Annotated in this window: 17 protein-coding genes and 1 tRNA gene; 4 read left to right on the top strand and 14 right to left on the bottom strand. The window is 66.3% G+C overall.

What is annotated here, in order from left to right; genetic code table 11:
• Nucleotide 1 precedes the first annotated feature (1 nt).
• From ACWYRN_RS20635 to ACWYRN_RS20600, 8 genes are all read right to left on the bottom strand, one after another.
• Complete coding sequence (locus ACWYRN_RS20635; RefSeq protein ID WP_488689565.1) at nucleotides 2–676, bottom strand: iron-containing redox enzyme family protein; 675 nt, start codon at nucleotides 674–676, stop codon at nucleotides 2–4.
• Nucleotides 673–2145 carry an AMP-binding protein gene (locus tag ACWYRN_RS20630; RefSeq protein ID WP_488689563.1) on the bottom strand — a complete coding sequence of 491 codons (1473 nt, stop codon included), beginning with the start codon at nucleotides 2143–2145 and terminating at the stop codon, nucleotides 673–675. Before ACWYRN_RS20630 ends, ACWYRN_RS20635 begins: the two co-directional genes overlap by 4 nt.
• Nucleotides 2090–2749, bottom strand: a complete 660-nt coding sequence (locus ACWYRN_RS20625) for a thermostable hemolysin (RefSeq protein ID WP_488689561.1) — start codon at nucleotides 2747–2749, stop codon at nucleotides 2090–2092. The genes ACWYRN_RS20630 and ACWYRN_RS20625 overlap by 56 nt, the downstream gene beginning before the upstream one ends.
• A 199-nt stretch (nucleotides 2750–2948) precedes the next feature.
• On the bottom strand, nucleotides 2949–4868 hold the full coding sequence (locus ACWYRN_RS20620) for a PAS domain-containing sensor histidine kinase (protein ID WP_488689560.1): 1920 nt from the start codon (nucleotides 4866–4868) through the stop codon (nucleotides 2949–2951).
• A 455-nt stretch (nucleotides 4869–5323) separates the two neighbouring features.
• Nucleotides 5324–5398 (bottom strand) — tRNA-Val (locus ACWYRN_RS20615).
• 39 nt (nucleotides 5399–5437) lie between these two features.
• Nucleotides 5438–6145: a DNA polymerase III subunit epsilon gene (gene dnaQ, locus ACWYRN_RS20610; RefSeq protein WP_488689559.1), complete on the bottom strand. Its 708-nt coding sequence runs from the start codon at nucleotides 6143–6145 to the stop codon at nucleotides 5438–5440.
• A 55-nt stretch (nucleotides 6146–6200) separates the two neighbouring features.
• Nucleotides 6201–6638, bottom strand: a complete 438-nt coding sequence (gene rnhA, locus ACWYRN_RS20605; RefSeq protein ID WP_229435473.1) for a ribonuclease HI — start codon at nucleotides 6636–6638, stop codon at nucleotides 6201–6203.
• Between the two features lie 55 nt (nucleotides 6639–6693).
• The gene (locus ACWYRN_RS20600; protein ID WP_229435472.1) at nucleotides 6694–7467 is read right to left on the bottom strand and encodes a class I SAM-dependent methyltransferase; all 774 of its coding nucleotides are present in this window, start codon (nucleotides 7465–7467) and stop codon (nucleotides 6694–6696) included.
• 20 nt (nucleotides 7468–7487) lie between these two features.
• Between ACWYRN_RS20600 and gloB the strand changes: the two genes are divergently transcribed.
• Complete coding sequence (gene gloB / locus ACWYRN_RS20595; protein ID WP_488689558.1) at nucleotides 7488–8312, top strand: hydroxyacylglutathione hydrolase; 825 nt, start codon at nucleotides 7488–7490, stop codon at nucleotides 8310–8312.
• 64 nt (nucleotides 8313–8376) lie between these two features.
• On the opposite strand, the gene aceB is transcribed toward gloB, so the two are convergent.
• A complete protein-coding gene (gene aceB, locus ACWYRN_RS20590) occupies nucleotides 8377–9966 on the bottom strand; it encodes a malate synthase A (RefSeq protein ID WP_488689557.1) in 1590 nt (529 codons plus the stop codon).
• Nucleotides 9967–10137: 171 nt separating this feature from the next.
• On the opposite strand from aceB, the gene ACWYRN_RS20585 reads away from it, so the two are divergent.
• Nucleotides 10138–11040, top strand: coding sequence for a LysR family transcriptional regulator (locus ACWYRN_RS20585; protein WP_488689556.1), 903 nt, complete (start codon nucleotides 10138–10140; stop codon nucleotides 11038–11040).
• A gap of 110 nt (nucleotides 11041–11150) precedes the next feature.
• Here the strand turns inward: ACWYRN_RS20585 and ACWYRN_RS20580 are convergent, their stop codons facing one another.
• From ACWYRN_RS20580 to ACWYRN_RS20565, 4 genes are all read right to left on the bottom strand, one after another.
• The gene (locus tag ACWYRN_RS20580; protein WP_036166698.1) at nucleotides 11151–11354 is read right to left on the bottom strand and encodes a cold-shock protein; all 204 of its coding nucleotides are present in this window, start codon (nucleotides 11352–11354) and stop codon (nucleotides 11151–11153) included.
• Nucleotides 11355–11644: 290 nt separating this feature from the next.
• Nucleotides 11645–12025 carry an Hpt domain-containing protein gene (locus ACWYRN_RS20575; protein WP_488689555.1) on the bottom strand — a complete coding sequence of 127 codons (381 nt, stop codon included), beginning with the start codon at nucleotides 12023–12025 and terminating at the stop codon, nucleotides 11645–11647.
• Between the two features lie 8 nt (nucleotides 12026–12033).
• Nucleotides 12034–12684, bottom strand: coding sequence for a uracil phosphoribosyltransferase (gene upp / locus ACWYRN_RS20570; protein ID WP_229435467.1), 651 nt, complete (start codon nucleotides 12682–12684; stop codon nucleotides 12034–12036).
• 126 nt (nucleotides 12685–12810) lie between these two features.
• Nucleotides 12811–14487 carry an isovaleryl-CoA dehydrogenase gene (locus ACWYRN_RS20565; protein ID WP_488689552.1) on the bottom strand — a complete coding sequence of 559 codons (1677 nt, stop codon included), beginning with the start codon at nucleotides 14485–14487 and terminating at the stop codon, nucleotides 12811–12813.
• Between the two features lie 334 nt (nucleotides 14488–14821).
• Between ACWYRN_RS20565 and ACWYRN_RS20560 the strand changes: the two genes are divergently transcribed.
• Together ACWYRN_RS20560 and ACWYRN_RS20555 are read left to right on the top strand one after the other, a co-directional pair.
• Nucleotides 14822–16594 carry a putative bifunctional diguanylate cyclase/phosphodiesterase gene (locus ACWYRN_RS20560; RefSeq protein ID WP_488689550.1) on the top strand — a complete coding sequence of 591 codons (1773 nt, stop codon included), beginning with the start codon at nucleotides 14822–14824 and terminating at the stop codon, nucleotides 16592–16594.
• A complete protein-coding gene (locus ACWYRN_RS20555; protein WP_488689548.1) occupies nucleotides 16591–18105 on the top strand; it encodes an HDOD domain-containing protein in 1515 nt (504 codons plus the stop codon). The genes ACWYRN_RS20560 and ACWYRN_RS20555 overlap by 4 nt, the downstream gene beginning before the upstream one ends.
• A gap of 365 nt (nucleotides 18106–18470) precedes the next feature.
• On the opposite strand, the gene aroC is transcribed toward ACWYRN_RS20555, so the two are convergent.
• Nucleotides 18471–19562 (bottom strand): chorismate synthase, encoded by a 1092-nt coding sequence (aroC, locus tag ACWYRN_RS20550; RefSeq protein WP_488689546.1) that lies wholly within the window; start codon nucleotides 19560–19562, stop codon nucleotides 18471–18473.
• Nucleotides 19563–19773 lie beyond the last annotated feature (211 nt).

Below are 19773 nucleotides of genomic sequence, written 5' to 3'. Positions count from 1 at the left end.
CTCAGGCTTCCTTCCCGAACAGTTGCGCGCCATGCGGCAGGCTGCGGAACACGTTGCCGTACAGGCCGTACATCATGCGCGCCATGTGCACCACGGCCTGGCGGTCGGCCTCGTCGTCGAGCCGGTTCATCAGCTTCTCGAAGAAGGCGACGTGCTCGAGGTCGAGGCTGCCGTGCGAGCTGAGGTAGCTGAAGGCTTCGGGCGGCAGCGACAGGGCCGAGCGGATGGTGTCGGCGGCGTGGGTGGCGAGCGCGGTGCTGGTGCCTTCCAGCACGTGCACCATGCCGAAGAAGCCGACCGGATTGCCGCGGTCGACCTGGTGGTAGGCATACGCCACCATCAGCTCGGTGCTCGCGTGCGGCGGCGCGCGGCGCGCGGCCTCGGCGTCGCCGCCGCAGGCGCGGATGTCGGACAGGATCCATTCCTGGTGCCCGACCTCTTCCTCGATGTATTCGGCGATCGCCTCGCGCAGCCATTCGTGGCGTTCGCCGAGGCGGCTGCCGCAGGCCATCAGCAGCGGCACCGTGTGCTTCACGTGGTGGTAGGCCTGGCCGAGAAAGGCGATGTACTGGCTGGCGACCACCTGACCCTGCAGGGCGTCCTGGATGATCGGGATGGCAAACAGCGCCTGGCGCTCGGGCTCGGTGGCGCCTTGTAACTGGTCGAAGAAATTCACGTCGTGGACTCCGGTTGAACGAAAAGGGATGCGATGCCGTCGGCGTGGGCGGCGCGGATCGCCGCGCGGCGCAGGCGGCCGTTCGGCGTGGCCAGGCCGTCCGCCGGCAGGAAAGGCGGCACCGCCAGCCAGGCGCGGATGCGCGCATAGTCCGGCAAGGCTGCGTTGGCGCGGTCGACGGCCGCCTGCAGCTCGGCCGCGCCCAGGCGCGCACTCGCCGGCACCAGCAAGGCGCCCAGGTAGGGCTGGGCGTCGCCCACCACCATCGCCTGGGCAAAGGCGCCGGTGCCGGCCAGCACCGCCTCCGGCCACTCGGGCGAGACGTTGCGGCCATAGCCCGTGATCAGGATGTCTTTCTTGCGGCCGTCGACGTACAGGTAGCCGTCGCCGTCGATGTGGCCGAGGTCGCCCGTGGCGAGCCAGGGTTCCTCGCGCATGTCCTGGCCCAGGTAGCGCGCGGCGCAGCCGGCGACCAGGATCTCGCCGTCGGGCGCGATCCGCACGCGCCGGTGCGCCAGCGGCCGGCCGACGCTGCCGTCGCGGGCGGCGCCGGGCAAATTCAGGGCCACCACCGAGGCGCATTCGGACAGGCCGTAGCCTTCGAACACGGGAAAGCCGCGCGCACGCGCCGCCGCCAGCAGTTGCGGCGGCATCTTGCCGCCGCCGACGGCGACGAAGCGCAGGCTGCGCATGCGCGCATCGTCCGGCCGGGCCGCCGCCACCAGCGCCTGCAGCATCTGCGGCACCAGGGTGATGCTGTGCGGCGCGTAGCGTTCGATCGCCGCCAGGCAGGTGCCGGCGTCGAAGCCGCTGGCGCCGCGCATGCCGGTATCGAGCAGCGGCGGGCAGATCACCGTGGCGCCGCTGAGCAGCGCGGTGTACGGCCCGGCGATGTTCTCGAGCAGCACCGCGAACGGCAGCAGGCACAGGTGGCGCTCCATGCCCAGCGGGCCGACGCCGCGCTGCAGGGCGCGCGCCACTTCCCATTGCTGGGCGGCGCTCAGGCACACGCCTTTTGGCGCGGAGGTCGTACCCGACGTAAACGTGAGCTTTTGCACGCCGCCCAGCGGCGCCGGCGCCACGTCGCGCCCGGTTTCGCACAGCGCCAGCGGGCCGCCGGCGTCGACCACCCGCTCGAAGCCGAGCGCCGCGGCCTGGGCCGGGTCGGCGCAGAACAGCGCCGCCGCGCCGCTCTGCTCCAGCACGTGCGCCCATTGCTGCGGCGTGAAGAACAGCGGCAGCGGCACCAGCGTGAGCCCGAGCTTCTGGGTGGCGAGGTCGGCCACCAGCCATTCCGGCGAATTGTCGGCCAGGATGGCGACCGGCGCGGCCGGACGGGCCCTGGCGCCGAGGGCGGCGCAGAGCGCGTCGATGCGCGCCAGCAGCGCGGCGCGGTCGAGCCCGCTGTGGCCGTCACTCAGCAGGACGGTGTTGTCGGGTAGCGAATCGAGCAAGTTCTGAATAACCATAGTGGATGTCACCAAACATGACCTGAGGGTGGGTGTCGTAATAGCTGCCCCAGCCGGCGCCCGCTTGCGGCAGGCGCGCCGGGTCGGCCGGAGCCAGGGCTTGCGGCCGCAGTTGCAGGCGGCCGAAGGAATTGAGCAGGCTGGTGGTGGCGGTGAAGGTCACGTAGCGCAGGTCCATGCCGTGCAGCAGGGACGTGGTGCCGACGATCAGGCTGCGCGCCGCGCCGGCGTGGGTTGCCGCCAGGTTGCCGACCTCGACGATGTCGCGCCGCTCGACCGCCCGGCCCAGGCGCAGGCCGATCTCCATCTCGACCGGGGCGTCGAGGTAATGTTCGAGGAACAGGGGGCCGGCGCCGGCAAGCGAAAAGCCGAGCGCCGCCGCCCAGGCGCCATCGGGGCCGCGAAAACCCACCAGCGTGTCGCTGAAGTGGGTCAGCCGGGCGCCGTAGTTGGCAAGGAAGGTGGCGGCGATGAAGGCTTCGAGTTCGCCGCGGCCGGCGTCGCCGCGCTCGAAGCGCTCCAGGGCCGGGCGCGGCTGGCCTGTCAGCCGTGCACGCCCAGGGTGGCGCAGCGGCGTTTCGGGAAAAGTGGTCAGGTCGCGCATACGGGTCTGCATTTCAATGAATCAACACCTCCAGACTAGGGGGCGAAGATTAAATGCAGATTAACCGGATGATGCGTGCGGGCTTCGTGCCGCCAGGCGCGCGGGCACGCCTACCTCCGGCCGCACTGGCCGCGGTCACGGCGCCAGGCGGCTTCCCGGCGCCGCTCAGGATGAGGGCGCCAGCGCCGCCCTGGCCGGCTCAACCGGCACGCGGCAGGTACATTGACACGCACGTGCCCTGGCCGGGCTGCGAGCGTATCTTGCAGTCGCCGGACATGTCGCGCAGGTACCTGGACACCATGCTCAGCCCCAGGCCCGTCCCCTGCCCTGCCGGCTTCGTCGTGAAAAACGCTTGCGTGGCCTGCGCCAGGACATGCGCCGGCATCCCGGCCCCGGTATCGGAGATCGCGATGCATACATAGTCGCCATCGCCCAGGACGCCGTCGGGATCGCCGCGCAGGGTGAGATTACTGGTCGTGATCGTCAGCAGGCCGGTACGGTCCATGGCGTCGCGCGCGTTCACGGCAAGGTTGATCAGCATGAGGTCGAACTGGACCGGATCCGCGAACACAGGCCAAATGCCTGGCTGCAGCCCGGTTTCGATCCGCACATTGCTACCGGCCGACAACTGCAGGATCTCACGTACGCTCATGATCGCAGTGTTGGGATCGAGGACCTCGGCCGCGGGTGCTCCCTTGCGCGCGAAAACCAGCAGCCGGGATGTCAGTGCTTTGCCGCAGGTGACGATGGCCCGCCCCCGCTTGAGCAGCGAGGCAACCTGGTCCGGATCACGCGCATACTGCAACAGTTCGACCAGGTTGCTAAGGTTTTGCAACACATTATTGAAGTCGTGTGCGACCCCGCTGGAAAATTGACCCAGCACCTCCATTTTTTGTGCCTGCAAGAGCGTGGCCTGCAGGCGCGCATGATCCGTGACGTCGCGTGCGCAACCCAGTACGCCTGCATAGCGCCCGGTTTCATCCGCGATCGGAATATAGGTGGCGTCGAATATTAGATTGGAGCCGGCCATCTCGAACGAGGGCTTGTATCGAAACGGCGTGCCCGACCGCAGCGCCTGCCGCAGTCCGGCTTCGATCACGGTCCCCGCCTCGATCCCGACGACCTCGACAGGGGTCTTTCCGATAATCTCGCCAGGCGGCTTGCCTGCATGGGCGCAGCCGGCAGGATTGATTGCGGTATAGCGCAGGCTGCCGTCAGTGTCTTCCTTGACATGAAAGAGACAGTCGACAGCGAGGTTGAAGTACTGCTGGAAGGTATTCGCCTTCACATGCGACAGGCAGTCGCTGCAACCGAGCCGCCGCATGGCCTCGCCCTCTGCGTTGCGGCAGGCCGACACGTCCCAGTTCACGCCATACAGGAAGGCGGGTGCGCCGCATTGATCCCGCCTGAGGCGTCCGACACCGGCCAACCAGCGCGGACGCCCGTCTGGCCCGGGGCGACGCATGCGGAAAACGCTGCGATAGGGACTGACACCGACGATCGCCCGGCTGATTTCCGCTTCCACCCTTTCCTGGTCGTCCGGATGAATCGCGTCGCGCCAGCGGAAGTAGCTGATGTCCTCGGACGCATCACCGTCCAGTTCGAACAGTCGGTATTCCCGGTCGGACCACCGGTAGGAATCGTTGCGCGGGTTCCATTGCCAGAGCCCGAACCCGATGTCTTCCTCCATCAGTTCAAAGAAGCGGTTGCGCTCGTGCTGGGCGTTCATGCGCGCCCGGTCACGCACGGCGCGCCGCAGGCAATGTTCCTGCATTGCATGGACAAGCCGGTGCGAGCGGATGCAATCGGTCGCACCCGCATCCATGAGCCGCTGCTCGAATGCCTCGTCGTCAGGCTCATCGGCGTCGAGCACGACGTAGATGGCAGCCGCATCCCAGCCCGCACGCACGTTGCGAATGAACTTCTCCGCATCGGTGCCTTGTTGAGTGCGGCTGCAAGCGTGTACGAAGCAGGCAGCGGGCTTGTGAAGCTGGCAGGCGGCGGCTGCTTCAGGAAAAGAGGAGGCATCTTGCACATCCAGCGACTGCCAGGACGCCTGGTTTTTCAGTTCGGTCAGTTGCTGATGAAGGTTGGGCAAGCATACGGTGAGAACGAACATGATTGGACGCAGAGTTAACGAACCGCACTGACACGAACTGGCTTCCCGCGATTGTAAATACAGCAAATAGCTGGGTCAATACGCTGTCGATGTCCCGAGAATACGCTTGCGTACTGTCGCCGGCCAGGTGAGCACCTCTCCGATAAGCAAACGGCGTTTAGCGGAGAACCATTACCCGGCAGGATGATTCTTTTTCAGCCAGGTGTTTTCGTCGGTCGAGGTGGATAGCTGCTGTGGATATGTGCAGCCAGGCGGCTATCAAGAGAGCAGGCGTTTGGAATCCGTCGAAAGCCGCCAGGCAGCAGACAAGCAGCAGACAAGCAGCCTGCGTCGTCACCGGGCCCCTGTGGTTTTCACTGCGGACAGATGGAGGAGTGTGCGGCGGTGTCCCCGCCCCTCGAAAGCAAAAAGGCCTGTAACACAGCGTTACAGGCCTTCGCGTCTTCTATGAATTCTGGTGGGAAGTGCAAGTTTCGAACTTGCGACCCCTGCAGTGTGAATGCAGTGCTCTACCCCTGAGCTAACCTCCCTGACAACGAGGAGTATTATGCCAAAAACTTTCTCCAACGTCAAACTAGCGGCGAATATTTTCTCCACATACATTCGCCTTTGACGCCTTTGTCCAATCCGGCCAGCAGTTCTTCATGGTTGGCGAGTTCTTCCGCCGACGCTTGCACGACGATGATCTCGCCCAGCGGCACCGCGTCGAGCAGCATGCCGCCGCCGGTTTCCTCGACCTCGACGTCCATCGACAGCGAATTCTGGCCGCGCGTCATCGACAGGTAGACGTCGGCCAGCAGTTCCGAGTCGAGCAGTGCGCCGTGCAGCTTGCGGTGGGCATTCGAGACGCCGTAGCGGTCGCACAGCGCGTCCAGCGAGTTGCGCTTGCCCGGATGCATTTCCTTGGCGAAGACCAGGGTATCGATCACCGGCCCGCAGTAGTCGACGAAGGGCTTGAGTCCGAGCCGCTGGAATTCGTGGTTCAGAAAGCCCAGGTCGAAGGGCGCGTTGTGGATGATGACTTCAGCGCCTTCGATATAGGCGCGCAGTTCCTCGGCAATTTCGTGGAACTTCGGCTTGTCGCTCAGGAATTCCGTCGTCAGGCCGTGCACGGCGAGCGCGGCCTCGTCGGACTCGCGTTCGGGATTGATGTAGCGGTGGTAGTTATTGCCGGTCAGGGTGCGGTTGACCAGCTCGACGCAACCGATTTCAATGACGCGGTCGCCAGTGCGGGGGTTCAGTCCTGTGGTTTCGGTATCGAGAACGATCTGGCGCATGGTGCAAAAATGATGAGTTAAGGCAGGCCGGGAGTATAGCGCAAGCCGGCCCCGCTCAACGCTTGACCGTTGCCGCGCCGCGGTTCGCCAGCACGTCGGCGCGCTCGTTGCCCGGATGGCCGTTGTGGCCGCGCACCCAGCGCCATTCGACGGTGTGCTGCTGCTGGGCCAGGTCGAGCGCCTTCCACAAGTCGTCGTTCTTCACCGGTTCCTTGGCCGCGGTCTTCCAGCCACGCGCCTTCCAGCCGTGGATCCATTCCGAGATGCCCTTCTGTACGTACTGGCTGTCGGTGTGCAGCACCACGTCGCAGGGACGGTTCAGCGTGCTCAGCGCCTCGATGACCGCCTTCAGCTCCATGCGGTTGTTGGTCGTGTTCGGCTCGCCGCCGAAGATTTCCTTTTCGTGGCCGTCGGCGGTCAGGAGCGCGCCCCAGCCACCGGTGCCGGGATTGCCCTTGCAGGCGCCATCGGTAAAAATTTCCACTTTCGTCATGCTTGCTTTCTTTATTTCCTGTTTATTTCCTGCTTGTTTCCTGCTTATTTCCTGCTTATTTCCGATTCGTTGCCGGCACCGCCTGCGGCGCCCGGCTCGACTTCTTGTTCCACGCCGGCCCGATCAGGTGCATGCCTTTCACGCGCTTGATCGCATGCACGATGTACACGGCGCCGAGATACGGCCACCAGCGCCCGCCCGCGCCTTCCATCATGGCGAACCGGTCGAGCCATTTGGCGGAACGGAACGGTGGCGCATAACAGCCGAAGTGGCTGCCGCCTACGCTGAGATTCAATAATTTTAACCAGTCTTTCATGCGCGGCATAGAAATGAATTCCCCCGCCGCCGGCAGATAGCCATGGCTGCCCAAGCGCTGCAGGCCCTGGCGCATGCCCCACATGCTGGCCGGATTGAAGCCGCAAATGATCACCTGCCCTTCCGGGATCAGCACGCGCTCGACCTCGCGCAGCACCTGGTGCGGCTCGGCCGCGAACTCGAGCACATGCGGCAGCACCACCAGGTCCAGGCTTTGCGAGGCGAAGGGCAGCTCGGCGAAATCGAGGGCCACGGCGATCTGCTTGCCGCTGGCCGCGAACGCGAGTTCGTCGGCGGTGGAGGTGCGGGTGGCGGCCTGCCATTTGTTGGGCATGCGGTTGGCCGCCAGGGCGTCGATCTGCGGTACGCCGATCTGCACCGCGTTGTAGCCGAAGATGTCGGCGGTGAGCTCGTCGAGGCAGGCTTGCTCGAAGGCGCGCACGTAGGCGCCGGCCGGAGAAAGCAGCCATTCGTCGAGCGCTATAATGGATTTTTCGGAAGCAGCGCTATCCATGCCTACCCTCAATTGAAACCATGACCGATACCCCAGCAAACACGCAACCCAGCGCGCCGCGCAATGATTTGAGTGTCCTGACCGTGCCCGCGTTCAAGGATAATTATCTTTGGCTGATCCACGACGGCAGGCATGCGGCCGTGGTCGACCCGGGCGACGCCGCGCCCATCCTGGCGGCCCTGGCCGAACATGGCCTGACCCTCACCGCCATTCTACTCACCCATCACCATGCTGACCATATCGGCGGCGTGCCGGCGCTGCTGCAGCACGCCCGGGTGCCGGTGTACGGGCCGCGCGATGACGGCATCGCCGAAGTCACGCATCCGCTGGCCGAAGGCGACCGCGTTACGGTGCCGGAACTTGGCCTGGAGCTCGAGGTGCTCGACGTGCCCGGCCATACACTGGGCCATATCGCCTATGTGCGGCGCACGCCTGGCCTGCACTGGCTGTTCTGCGGCGACACCCTGTTCGCGGGCGGCTGCGGGCGCTTGTTCGAGGGTACGCCCGCGCAGATGGCTGCCTCGCTGGAAAAACTCGCCGCCATGCCCGAGGATACCGAAGTGTATTGCGCGCACGAGTACACGCTGTCGAACCTGCGCTTCGCCCAGGCGGTCGAGCCCGGCAACGAAGCCCTGGCGCTGCGCGTGAAGGACGAAAGCGCCAAGCGCGCGCTCGACGTACCGACGGTGCCGACCAGCATCGGCCTGGAGCGCCGCACGAATCCCTTCCTGCGCTACCGCGAAGCGGAGATCGTGGGTGAACTGGTGAAAGCCGGCAAGCTGGCCGCGGGCGCCGCGCCCTTGCAGGCCTTTGCCGCCCTGCGCGAGTGGAAGAACGTGTTCTGAGATGGATGCGACAAGCCGCCCGGCGCGCGCACGCCGGGCGGCTTTTTCAGGCGTCAAGGAAAGATCAGATTTCTTCGTACAGCGGCAGCGTCAGGAATTCCGCGAACTGTTCCGAAGTGGACATTTCCTCGAAGATTACCGCCGCCCGCGCATAGCTCGGGTTGTCGCCGTTCGGCGCCGCTTGCTTGGCCTTGGCCAATTCCTCCGGAATCATGGCGCGCACCATCTCGGCGGTGACCTTGCGGCCGTCTTCAAGCACGCCTTTCGGCGAACGAATCCACTGCCACACCTGGGAACGGCTGATCTCGGCGGTGGCCGCGTCTTCCATCAGGTTATGGATCGGCACGCAGCCGTTCCCCGCCAGCCAGGCGCCCAGGTAATGGATGCCAACGTTGATGTTGTAGCGCAGGCCCTCTTCCGTGATCGGCGTTTCCGGCTTGAAGTCGAGCAATTGCGCGGCCGTGACCTCGACGTCCGGACGCAGCTTCTCGATCTGGTTCGGCTTGTCGCCCAGCACCTTGGTGAACTCCGTCATGGCCAGCTCGACCAGCCCTGGGTGGGCGACCCAGCCGCCGTCATAGCCATCGGTGGCATCGCGCGCCTTGTCGTTGCGCACGCCGGCCATCGCAGTCTCGTTCTTCGCCGGGTCGTTCTTGATCGGGATCAGGGCCGACATCCCGCCGATCGCCGGCGCGCCGCGCTTGTGGCAGGTCTGCAGCAGCAGCAGCGCGTAGGCACGCATGAAGGGCGACGTCATCGTCACCTTCGGGCGGTCGGCCAGGCAGAAGTCCTTGTCCAGCTTGAATTTCTTGATGCACGAGAAGATGTAATCCCAGCGGCCCGCGTTCAGGCCGGCGCTGTGCTCGCGCAGCTCGTACAGGATTTCGTCCATCTCGAAGGCGGCCAGGATGGTTTCGATCAGCACGGTCGCGCGGATCGTACCGCGCGGCAGGCCCAGTGCTTCCTGGGTGGCGATGAAGATGTCGTTCCACAGGCGTGCTTCCAGATGCGATTCCATCTTCGGCAGGTAGAAGTAAGGACCGGCGCCGCGTGCCAATTGTTCCTTGGCATTGTGGAACATGAACAGGGCGAAGTCGAAGATGCCGCCCGAGATGCGCTTGCCGTCGACCAGCACGTGCTTTTCGTCGAGGTGCCAGCCGCGCGGACGCACGACCAGGGTCGCCACCTTGTCGTTGAGCTTGTACGACTTGCCGTTCTGTTCCAGCGAGATGGTACGGCGCACGGCGTCACGCATGTTGATCTGGCCGGTGATCTGGTTGTCCCAGTTCGGCGCGTTCGAGTCCTCGAAGTCGGTCATGTAGCTGTCGGCGCCCGAGTTCAGGGCGTTGATGACCATCTTGCGCTCGACCGGGCCGGTGATTTCCACGCGGCGGCACTGGAGCGCCTGCGGGATCGGATCGATCTTCCAGTCGCCCGCGCGGATGTGCGCGGTCTCGGGCAGGAAGTCGGGGCGCTCGCCGGCATCCAGGCGCTTGGCGCGCTCGACGCGGGCGGCCAGCAATTCCTGGCGGCGCGGCTCGAACCGGCGCGTCAGGTCTGCCACCAGTGCCAGCGCTTCCGGGGTCAGGATCTGTTCGTAGCCAGGCTGGACCTCGGCGCGGATCTCCATGCCGGATGGGGTTGCGATCGTCATGCTCGTACTCCTCGATGTGATTGAATGCTGGTGCAGCCAGGCTGGCAGGATAGCGCGATCCAGGCCGGCTTGGCGTTTGTCATAGCATCAAGTATATTCAACTCGAAGTCATCAAACGATACATTTATTCATATCATCTGTGCGTTTTTGTCATAGATGAGAGCAGAGCGCATGGGCAAATTCAGGGAAATCAACACCTTCGTCGAAGTAGTGGCACGCGGCAGCTTGTCGGCGGCGGCGCGGGCCGAGGGCATTGCGCCGGCCATGATCGGGCGTCGCCTGGACGCACTCGAAGCGCGCCTGGGCGTGAAACTCCTGCAGCGCACCACGCGCCGCCTGGCACTCACCGACGAGGGCGCCGCCTTCCTGGAAGATTGCCAGCGCATCCTGGCCGAGCTGGAAGAAGCGGAGAGCGCGGTGTCGGCGCGCAGCGCCCATGCCAAGGGCCACCTGCTGGTTTCGGCCCCGGCCGGTTTCGGGCGCCAGCACGTGGCGCCGCTGCTGCCCTCCTTCCTGGCCGAGCACCAGGAACTTACCGTCAACCTGAACCTGAACGACCGCGTGGTCGACGTCGTCGGCGAAGGGGTCGACGTGGCAATCCGCATCGCCAGCCTGGGCGACTCCAGCCTGGTCGGCGTGAAGCTGGCCGACAACCAGCGCGTGGTGGTAGCGGCGCCCGGCTACCTGAAGCGGCACGGCAGGCCAGGCTCGCTAGCCGACCTGGCGCGCCACAATTGCCTGGCGATCAGCAGCGAAGGCAGCCAGCGCGGCTGGACCTTCCGTGAAGGCGGCAAGACGGTGACCTTGAAAGTGGCCGGCAACATGGTGTGCAACGACGGCGCCGTGCTGCACGAGTGGGCGCTCGGCGGGCGGGGCCTGGCCTGGCGTTCGATGTGGGAAGTGGCGGCGCAGATCGAAGCCGGCCAGCTGGTGACGGTGCTCGATGAATTCGCGGCGCCGGGAAACGACATCTACGCGGTATTTGCCCAGCGCCGTCATTTACCGCTACGCGTGCGCGTTTTCGTCGATTTCCTGCGCCGGACTTATGCCCAGCCGGATTATTGGCGGCGCTGACCGTATAAAATTATCGGAATTAACGGAACAACCACGCAGCGAAGAATTCAATGGACGAAAAAAATCCCCGGCATGCCGAGGATTTTTTCATCGTGATACAGCGGCTGAAATTACAGCGGCTGGATGTTCGATGCTTGTTTGCCCTTAGGACCCGAGGTCACGTCGAACGAGACGCGCTGGTTCTCTTGCAGGGACTTGAAGCCTTGGCTCTGGATAGCCGAGAAGTGCGCGAACAGATCTTCGCCGCCTTCATCAGGGGTGATGAAGCCGAAGCCCTTCGAGTCATTGAACCATTTAACGATGCCAGTTGCCATTACAATTTCCTATTTCAGTTAAGTGGGCTTGCGCCCGTTTATGATCGTTTGAAGAAGCAAGAAAGAAATGACAGACAGACTGCACTACTACCTCGAACCCAACGATCCCGTATTATACCGAATAAAACACCGTTGACGCATTTTTCGCAAAATAAAAAAGAAAACGCGTAACAGTGCCTGGAACCAACTTTCAAGGTCAGCGGTATTCGATTCGGCAGTAAGGAGAATATAGGACAACGAAGGGTGGCAAGTTTGCGGTGGATCAAACGACTCGACGTTGGACTTTTGAATTACGCCAAGGGAGAAAATCCGGCCCCATGGTAACGCGACGGCGGCGCCCCCAGGCCTGCCGCAAGGAAGCCGTCCAGCTCCCCCAGCCAGGCGTTCCAGTCGCTGGCGCCCACGGCGTCGAAGGCGCGCAGCACGCGCAGGCGCTGCTCGAGGGCGCGTGCGCCGTGGCCGAGTTCGCGGAAACCGAATGTCACGGCAGCGCCCGCTAGCGTGTGCAGCAGCGACTGCAGCTCCGCCACCAGCGCCGGGGCCGTCGCCTCGGGCAGCAGTGCGCCGCGCGCCGCGGCCAGCTGGGCCAGCGTGGCCGGCAGCCCGGCGCGGAAGCGCTCGTTTGCCGCCGTCAGGCGCGCGAAGAAGGCGGCATCGACCGGGCCGGCCATGCGCCTGCTTACTTGGTGCCGAAGATGCGGTCGCCGGCGTCGCCCAGGCCCGGCACGATGTAGGCGTGCGCGTCCAGGTGCGAGTCGAGCGAGGCCACGTAGACCTTCACGTTCGGGTGTGCGTCCTGCACCACCTGCACGCCTTCCGGCGCCGCCACCAGGGCCAGGAACAGGATCTGCTCGTCGGCCACGCCGCGCTTCTTGAGGACGTCGATCGCGTGCACCGCCGAGTTGCCGGTTGCCACCATCGGGTCGCACAGGATGAAGGTGCGGTCGGTGACGTCGGGCAGGCGCACCAGGTATTCGACCGGCTCGTGGGTTTCCGGGTCGCGGAACACGCCGATGTGGCCCACGCGCGCCGACGGCACCAGTTCCAGCAGGCCGTCGCTCATGCCGATGCCGGCACGCAGGATCGGCACGATCGCCAGCTTCTTGCCGGCGATCACGGGCGCGTCGATCGTCACCAGCGGGGTCTGCACCGGACGCGTGGTCAGTGGCAGGTCGCGCGTGATCTCGTAGCCCATCAGCAGGGTGATTTCCTTGAGCAGCTCGCGGAAGGTGCGGGTCGAGGTGTCGTGCTCGCGCATGTGCGACAGCTTGTGCTGGATCAGCGGGTGATTCAGGATGTAGAGACTGGGGAAGCGCGGGTCTTGTTTCATTATCGACATATCTTTGTTCGGTGACGGGGCCGCCGGAATGCGGGCACGGCGGCCACAGGAGCGTATAAACCCGCCATTATCCCAGTGCGGCGCGAGTTTGTCCCGACTGAATGTAGAAATTTGTATCTAGTGGACGAGTGCGCGCGCCAGGATGGCCTCGACATCGAGCCCTTCCAGCAGGCGCCCGAAGGCGCCGCCGGCGTCCTGCGCGATGCGCGAGGCAAGGAAGGCCTCGGCCACGAAGGGCGGCGCGTGGCGCAGCAGCAGCGCGCCCTGCACCGCGATCACCAGGCGCTCGGCGATGCGGCGCGCGCCGGCCTCGCCGGCCCTGCCCAGGTCCTCGCCCAGGCACGCCACGTAGGCGGCAAAGCGCGTGTCGAGCGCCGCCGCCGGCGCCAGCTCGGCCTCGAGCGCGGCGCGCGACTCCTGCGGGTTCTTGCCAAGCGCGCGCAGCACGTCCAGGCACATCACGTTGCCCGAGCCTTCCCAGATCGAATTGACCGGGAATTCGCGGTACAGGCGCGCCAGCGGACCGTCTTCCACGTAGCCGTTGCCGCCCATGACTTCCATCGCTTCCGCGCCCAGCATCGGGCCGCGCTTGCAGATCCAGTACTTGCCGGCCGGCGTCAGCAGGCGCCCCAAGGCGCTTTCCAGCGGGTCGTCCGGGTGGTCGAAGCAGCGCGCCAGGCGCAGGGCAAAGGCGGTGGCCGCCTCGGATTCGATGGCGAGGTCGGCCAGCACGTTCTGCATCAGCGGCTGGCTGGCGAGCGGCTTGCCGAAGGCGGCGCGTCCGCGCGCATGGTGCAGGGCGTGGCAGAGCGCGGCGCGCATGATGCCCGCCGTGCCGACCACGCAGTCCAGGCGCGTGTGGCTGCCCATCTCGAGGATGGTCGGGATGCCGCGCCCGATGGCGCCGACCAGCCAGCCGACGGCGTCGCAGAACTCGACTTCCGAGGACGCGTTCGAGCGGTTGCCGAGCTTGTCCTTCAGGCGCTGCACGCGGATCGCGTTGCGGCTGCCGTCGGGCAGCCAGCGCGGCACGAAGAAGCACGACAGGCCGGCACTGCCCGCTTCGTCGGTCTGGGCCAGCACCAGGTGAGCGTCGCACTGCGGCGCCGAAAAGAACCATTTGTGGCCGACGATGCGCCAGGCGCCCTCGCCTTCATCGCCGAAGCGTGCGCGCGCTTCAAGCGGCGCCATCTCGGCGGCGCGCGTGGTGTTGGCGCGCACATCGGTGCCGCCCTGCTTCTCGGTCATGCCCATGCCGACCAGGGCGCCGCGCTTCTGCTCCACCGGCAGCGAGCGCGGATCGTAGTCGCGCGAGAGGATCTTCGGCAGCCATTTGGCCGCAATGCGCGGGGCGCGGCGCAGCGCCGGCACCGAGGCGTAGGTCATCGTCACCGGACACTGGGCGCCGTTCTCGACCTGGCCGAACAGCAGGTAGGCCGCTGCGCGCGCCACCTGCGCGCCCGGGCGAGGATCGGCCCAGGGCGCGCTGTGGGCGCCGGCGCCGATCAGCAGCGCCATCAGTTCGTGCCAGGCCGGGTGGAATTCGACTTCGTCGATGCGGCGCCCGCTGCGGTCGAAGTTCACCAGGCGCGGGCCGTTGGCATTCGCCACCCGCGCCAGGTCGAGGACTTCGGCGCGGCCCAGGCGCGCGCCGAGCGCATCGAGCTCGTCCGCGGCCCAGCCGGCGCCTTCGCGCGCCACCGCCTCGCGCAGCGCCGGGTCGCAGCGCAGCAGATTCACGTCGCCAAACGGCGGTGCCTGGTTGAACACCTCATGCGTATCGAATGAATTCATGCCATTCCCCTGCGTCGCGCAAAAAGCTGGTGTAAAATGTTGCAGTGAAGCATCATTTTCGATGGCAATGCTTCACCTGCGCCGGTGATCCGTGCACTCCCCGCGGTTGCGGGTATGGTTAACGATCCGGCAAGAGGCTAGCGCAAAGCGCACAATCCGGCAAGGCGCCCCTGCTGCAGCGCAAGACAAGCGCAAACATCGCGGGGCAATGGTGAATTTTGATGCCTGTTGGAATGGTTCGGTGATAAAGTCTCCCGTGGTTTGATAAACTTGCACGCTTGCGCCTGTCGCCGGCGCTGCTCATGTAAGCCGAAAATAAGGCAGAAATTCAACAATGCGCTCCAGTTCCTCCGCCGTGCCGTTCGATCCGCCGCGCCCGATCCAGGCGCGCAGCGGCTTCGACAGCCTGATGGAGGCGGCGGGCGACGTCGTGTTCCGGGTCGCGCCTTCGAGCCGGATCCTGCTCGCCAGCCGCCGCGCCCAGCGCCTCATCGGCCTCGGCATCCCCCTCGAAGGCCAGCTCCTGACCGGCATCGTGTCGGAATTCGACCATGCCGCCCTGCGCACCGCCTTTGTCGACGTGCAGGCGGCGGCCGAGCCGGTGCTGGTGCGCGTGCGCCTGCGCTGCGGCGAACCCGGCGCCGGACGCGAGAGCTGGTTCGAGCTGCGCATTGCCGCCTGCGAAGGCGAAGGCGAGGACGAAGACGGCGGCGAAGCCCTGCTGGTGGTCGGGCGCGACATGAGCGCGCAGTACGCCACCGAGGAGCGGCTGCGCCACATGGCGACCCACGACGCCCTCACCGAACTGCCGAACCGCCTGCTGCTGGCCGACCGCATCCGCATGGTGGTGGCGAATGCGCGCCGCTCGGGCCAGGGCTTCGCGGTGGCGATCGTCGGCCTGGACGGCTTCAAGAAGGTCAACGACGGCGTCGGCCATCCGGTCGGCGACGCGGTCCTGCGCCAGGCCGGGCTGCGCCTGCGCAAGGCCCTGCGCGACAGCGACACCCTGGCGCGCATCGGCGGCGACGAATTCGTCGCGGTCCTGCCCGGCACCGCCAGCGCGGCCCAGATCAAGCTGGTCACCGGACGCCTGCTGGCCACCCTGCAGTCGCCATTCGAGGCCGACGGCCACACCATCTATCTCGGCGCCTCGATCGGCGTGGCGCTGTATCCGCAGCACGCCGAGGACGACAACGGCCTGCTGGCCCTGGCCGACGCCGCCCTCTCGCGCGCCAAGGAAAGCGGCAAGGGCCGCGCCGTGGTCTACAGCGCGCGCGAACAGGGTCCGCCGCAGCACGACATCTCGCTGGAAGCGGCGATGTTCAACGCCGTGCGCGAAGGCGAGTTCCTGCTCTACTACCAGCCCATCGTCGACGCCCGCACCCGCTGCATCGAGGGTTTCGAGACCCTGATGCGCTGGAAGCATCCGACCCTGGGCATGGTGCCGCCGGCGCGCTTCATCCCGATCGCCGAAACGAACGGCTTGATTACCTTGCTTGGCGCCTGGGCCCTGAAGGCGGCCTGCGCCCAGATCCGCCACTTCGAGGAAGCGGCCGGGCGCGACCTGTACATCTCGGTGAACATCAGCCCGCGCCAGTTCAGGAACGACAAGTTCCTCGACGTGCTCGACGAAGCGCTGGCGTTTTCCGGCACGCCCGGCGACAAGCTGGTGCTCGAGATCACCGAAGGCACGCTGATGGTCGACCCGCTGCACGCCGAGACCATCCTGACGCGCATGGCCGAACGCCGCGCGCGCATCGCCATCGACGACTTCGGCACCGGTTACTCCTCGCTGGCTTACCTGAAGCGCTTCCCGATCTCGGTGCTGAAGGTGGATCGCGCTTTTGTAAAGGATCTGCCGGGCGCGCAGAAGGAAGCGGCGATCTGCAGCGCCGTGCTCGACATGGCGCGCCACCTCGATCTGTCGGTGGTGGCCGAAGGCGTCGAGACCGAGGAGCAGCTGGCCTGGCTCGAAGCACGCGACTGCCGCTACATCCAGGGCTACCTGACCGGCAAGCCGATGCCGGCCCACGTGGCGATCGCCGCACTGCAGGATAACCAGCTGACGGCGCCGGCGCCGTCCAAACCGTGGGGAGGTGGCCAATGACGCTGCAGTCGACGACGCAGGCGCGCCCGGCCGGGGTCGACGCCCGCGGGCAGGCCACCCTGGCCCTGCTCTGGGAACGCATCCGCCGCCGGGGCGACATGCCCGGCTTCACGCGCGCCATCAACGCCATCCTGGCCTCGATGCGCGGGGAGGACGAGCGCGAGTTTTCGATGACGCAGACGGTGCTGTCGGACCCGGTCCTGACCCAGAAGGTGCTGCGCCTGGCCAACAGCGGCATGTACTCGGCCTTCGGCCAGCGCGTGAACACGGTGTCGAAGGCGGTGCTGGTGCTGGGCACGGAAGCCATCGGCCACCTGGCGCTGGGCCTGAAGCTGATCGAGGAACTGGCGAAAAGCACGCCGGATTCGGCGGTCGCCCACGTCGAGATGGAAAAGGCGGTGCTGGCCGGGATGGTGGCCCAGCAGGTGGCCGCGCGCGCCGCCACCCGCGACCCGGAAGAAGCCGTGGTCTGCTCGATCCTGCATTCGCTGGGGCGGATGATGGTGACCTTCTACATGCCCGAGCGCTGGACCCAGCTGCAGGCAGCTGCCGGCCCAGGCGCCGAAGACGGCGCGGCGCCGGCTCTCCTCGGCCTGAGCCTGGAGCAGATCGGCCGCGCCACCGCCGAGCACTGGGGCCTGCCGCGCAACCTGGTGGCCGGCATGCGCAGCGTCGAGCCGGGCGAACGCGCTGACGCCTTCGGCCACGAGGACTGGCTGGCGGCGCTGGGCACCATGTCGACCCGCTGCGCCAACTCGCTGTGGAACGACGACGCTGCCGGCGCCGAGCAGGTGCGCGAACTGGCCGGCGCCTTTGCGCCGCTGCTGGGCGTGGACGCCGAGCAGATCCTCGGCGCCGTCGACAAGGCCAGGCTGGAAGCAGCGAACGATCTGTCGATCGCGCCGCTGGCCAACGCCGCCGAGAAGCGCGCCAAAGTCGACGCCGTACAGCGCAAGCGCGAAGCCGGCAACCGCATCCTGATGAGCGGCGTGGCCGACATGCGCGACGCCGGCCCGAACGTCAGCGCCGGCCAGATGACGGCGATGGCGCTGGAAACCATGTTCAAGGGGTTGTCGTTCACGCGCGCGTTCGCTTTCTTGCGCAACCGGCGCGAAGGCAAGTACCTGGCGAAGATGGGTCTCGGCGAAGGCGCCCGGGCCCTGCTGCCGTACCTGGCCTTCGACGACGCCTACGAAGCCAACGTCTTCCACGCGGCGATGGCCAGCGACCGCGTGATCTTCATCGAGAATGCGCGCGACCCGAAGTTCGCCGCCAAATTGCCCGGCTGGTGGCGCGGCACGCTGGCGCAGGCGCGCTGCTTCGTCGTGATCCCGCTGTGCATGCAGGGGCAGCCGGTCGGCTTCGTGTACGGCGACTGGGACGACACCTTCCCGTCGGTGCACCTGAGCCAGGGCGAATTCGCGCTGCTGAACGATTTGCGCGCGCTGGTGGTGCGCACCGTCGAGCGGCGCGCATATCCGGAAGTGGCCGCCGTCAGCGGCAACGCGTAATCCTCCGTAGGGTGGACCGGGCCACGAAAGGCGGGTCCCCCGTCCACGCGTTCACCTCCGCTCGCCCGAGTGCCTGAACGTGCGCTCGACGCGTGGGCGGCGCAGACGCCTTCACCACGCCCACGGTCGGGTATAGCCGACCACCCTACCCTCAATCCGCGGCGTCTCCACGCGCATGTCGCCGCAAAGTGGCCGCCGTCAGCGGCAACGCGTAATCCTCCGTAGGGTGGACCGGGCCACGAAAGGCGGGTCCCCCGTCCACGCGTTCACCTCCGCTCGCCCGAGCGCCTGAACGTGCGCTCGACGCGTGGGCGGCGCAGACGCCTTCACCACGCCCACGGTCGGGCATAGCCGACCACCCTAGCCTAAATCCGCGGCGTTTCCACGCGCACGTCGCCGCACTGGGCGCGCCCCATCAGCGCATGGTCGATCAATACCAGTGCCAGCATCGCTTCGGCGATCGGCGTGGCGCGGATGCCCACGCAGGGATCGTGGCGGCCGAAGGTTTCCACGGTGGCCGGCTCGCCGGCCTTGTCGATCGAGCGGCGCGGGATGCGGATCGAGGACGTCGGCTTGATCGCCAGCGACACCGTGATGTCCTGGCCGGTCGAGATCCCGCCCAGCACCCCGCCGGCGTGGTTGCCCACGAAACCGCCAGGTGTCAGTTCGTCGCCGTGCTCGGAGCCCTTCTGCGCCACCGAGGCGAAGCCGGCGCCGATCTCCACGCCCTTCACCGCATTAATCCCCATCATCGCGTAGGCGATGTCGGCGTCGAGCTTGTCGTAGATCGGCTGGCCCCAGCCGACCGGCACCCCGCGCGCCACCACGTCGATGCGGGCGCCGATCGAATCGCCGGCGCGGCGCAATTCATCCATCGCCGCTTCCATGCGCGCGATCAGGGCGGCGTCGCCGGTGGCGGCGAAGAAGGGATTGTTGGCCACGTGTTCCCAGCCCTCGAACGGCACCTCGATGTCGCCCAGGGCGCGCATGCAGCCCATGAATTCCACGCCATGGCGCTCGCGCAGCCATTTCTTGGCGATGGCGCCGGCGCCGACCACCGGTGCCGTCAGGCGCGCCGAGGAACGGCCGCCACCGCGCGGATCGCGCACGCCGTACTTGTGCCAGTAGGTGTAGTCGGCGTGGCCGGGACGGAAACTCTCCGCGATGTTGCCATAGTCCTTGCTGCGCTGGTCCTCGTTCGGGATAAGGAGCGCGATCGGGGTGCCGGTAGTGAAGCCCTGGTAGACGCCGGACAGGATCTGCACCCGGTCGCCTTCCTGGCGCTGGGTCACGTGGCGCGAGGTGCCGGGCTTGCGGCGGTCGAGCTCGGGCTGGATGTCGGCTTCCGACAGCGCCAGGCCAGGCGGACAGCCGTCGATGACGCAGCCGATCGCAGGACCGTGCGACTCGCCGAAGGTGGTGACGGAAAACAGCTTGCCGAAGGTATTGCCGGACATGGTATGCGGGACGAGTGACAAAAAAGACCATTCTACCAGCACCGGAGAGGGATGGAGCGGCTTCCGGCCGCGCCGTCAAGTGCGATTCGCACCCATAAAGTGTTGCCCTACAGAATTTATTTTTGTATCCGCACAACCGGGAAGCGCCGGTTCCCGACTTTTGCCGCTATACTTGGTCGCGATGAAATGCCGAGCTTAATCCTGGAGACGC

The organism is Massilia sp. BAP21 (assembly GCF_057801335.1).
The sequence above is the reverse complement of the archived record's forward strand: the minus strand, read 5'-3'. Positions and strand labels throughout refer to the sequence as shown.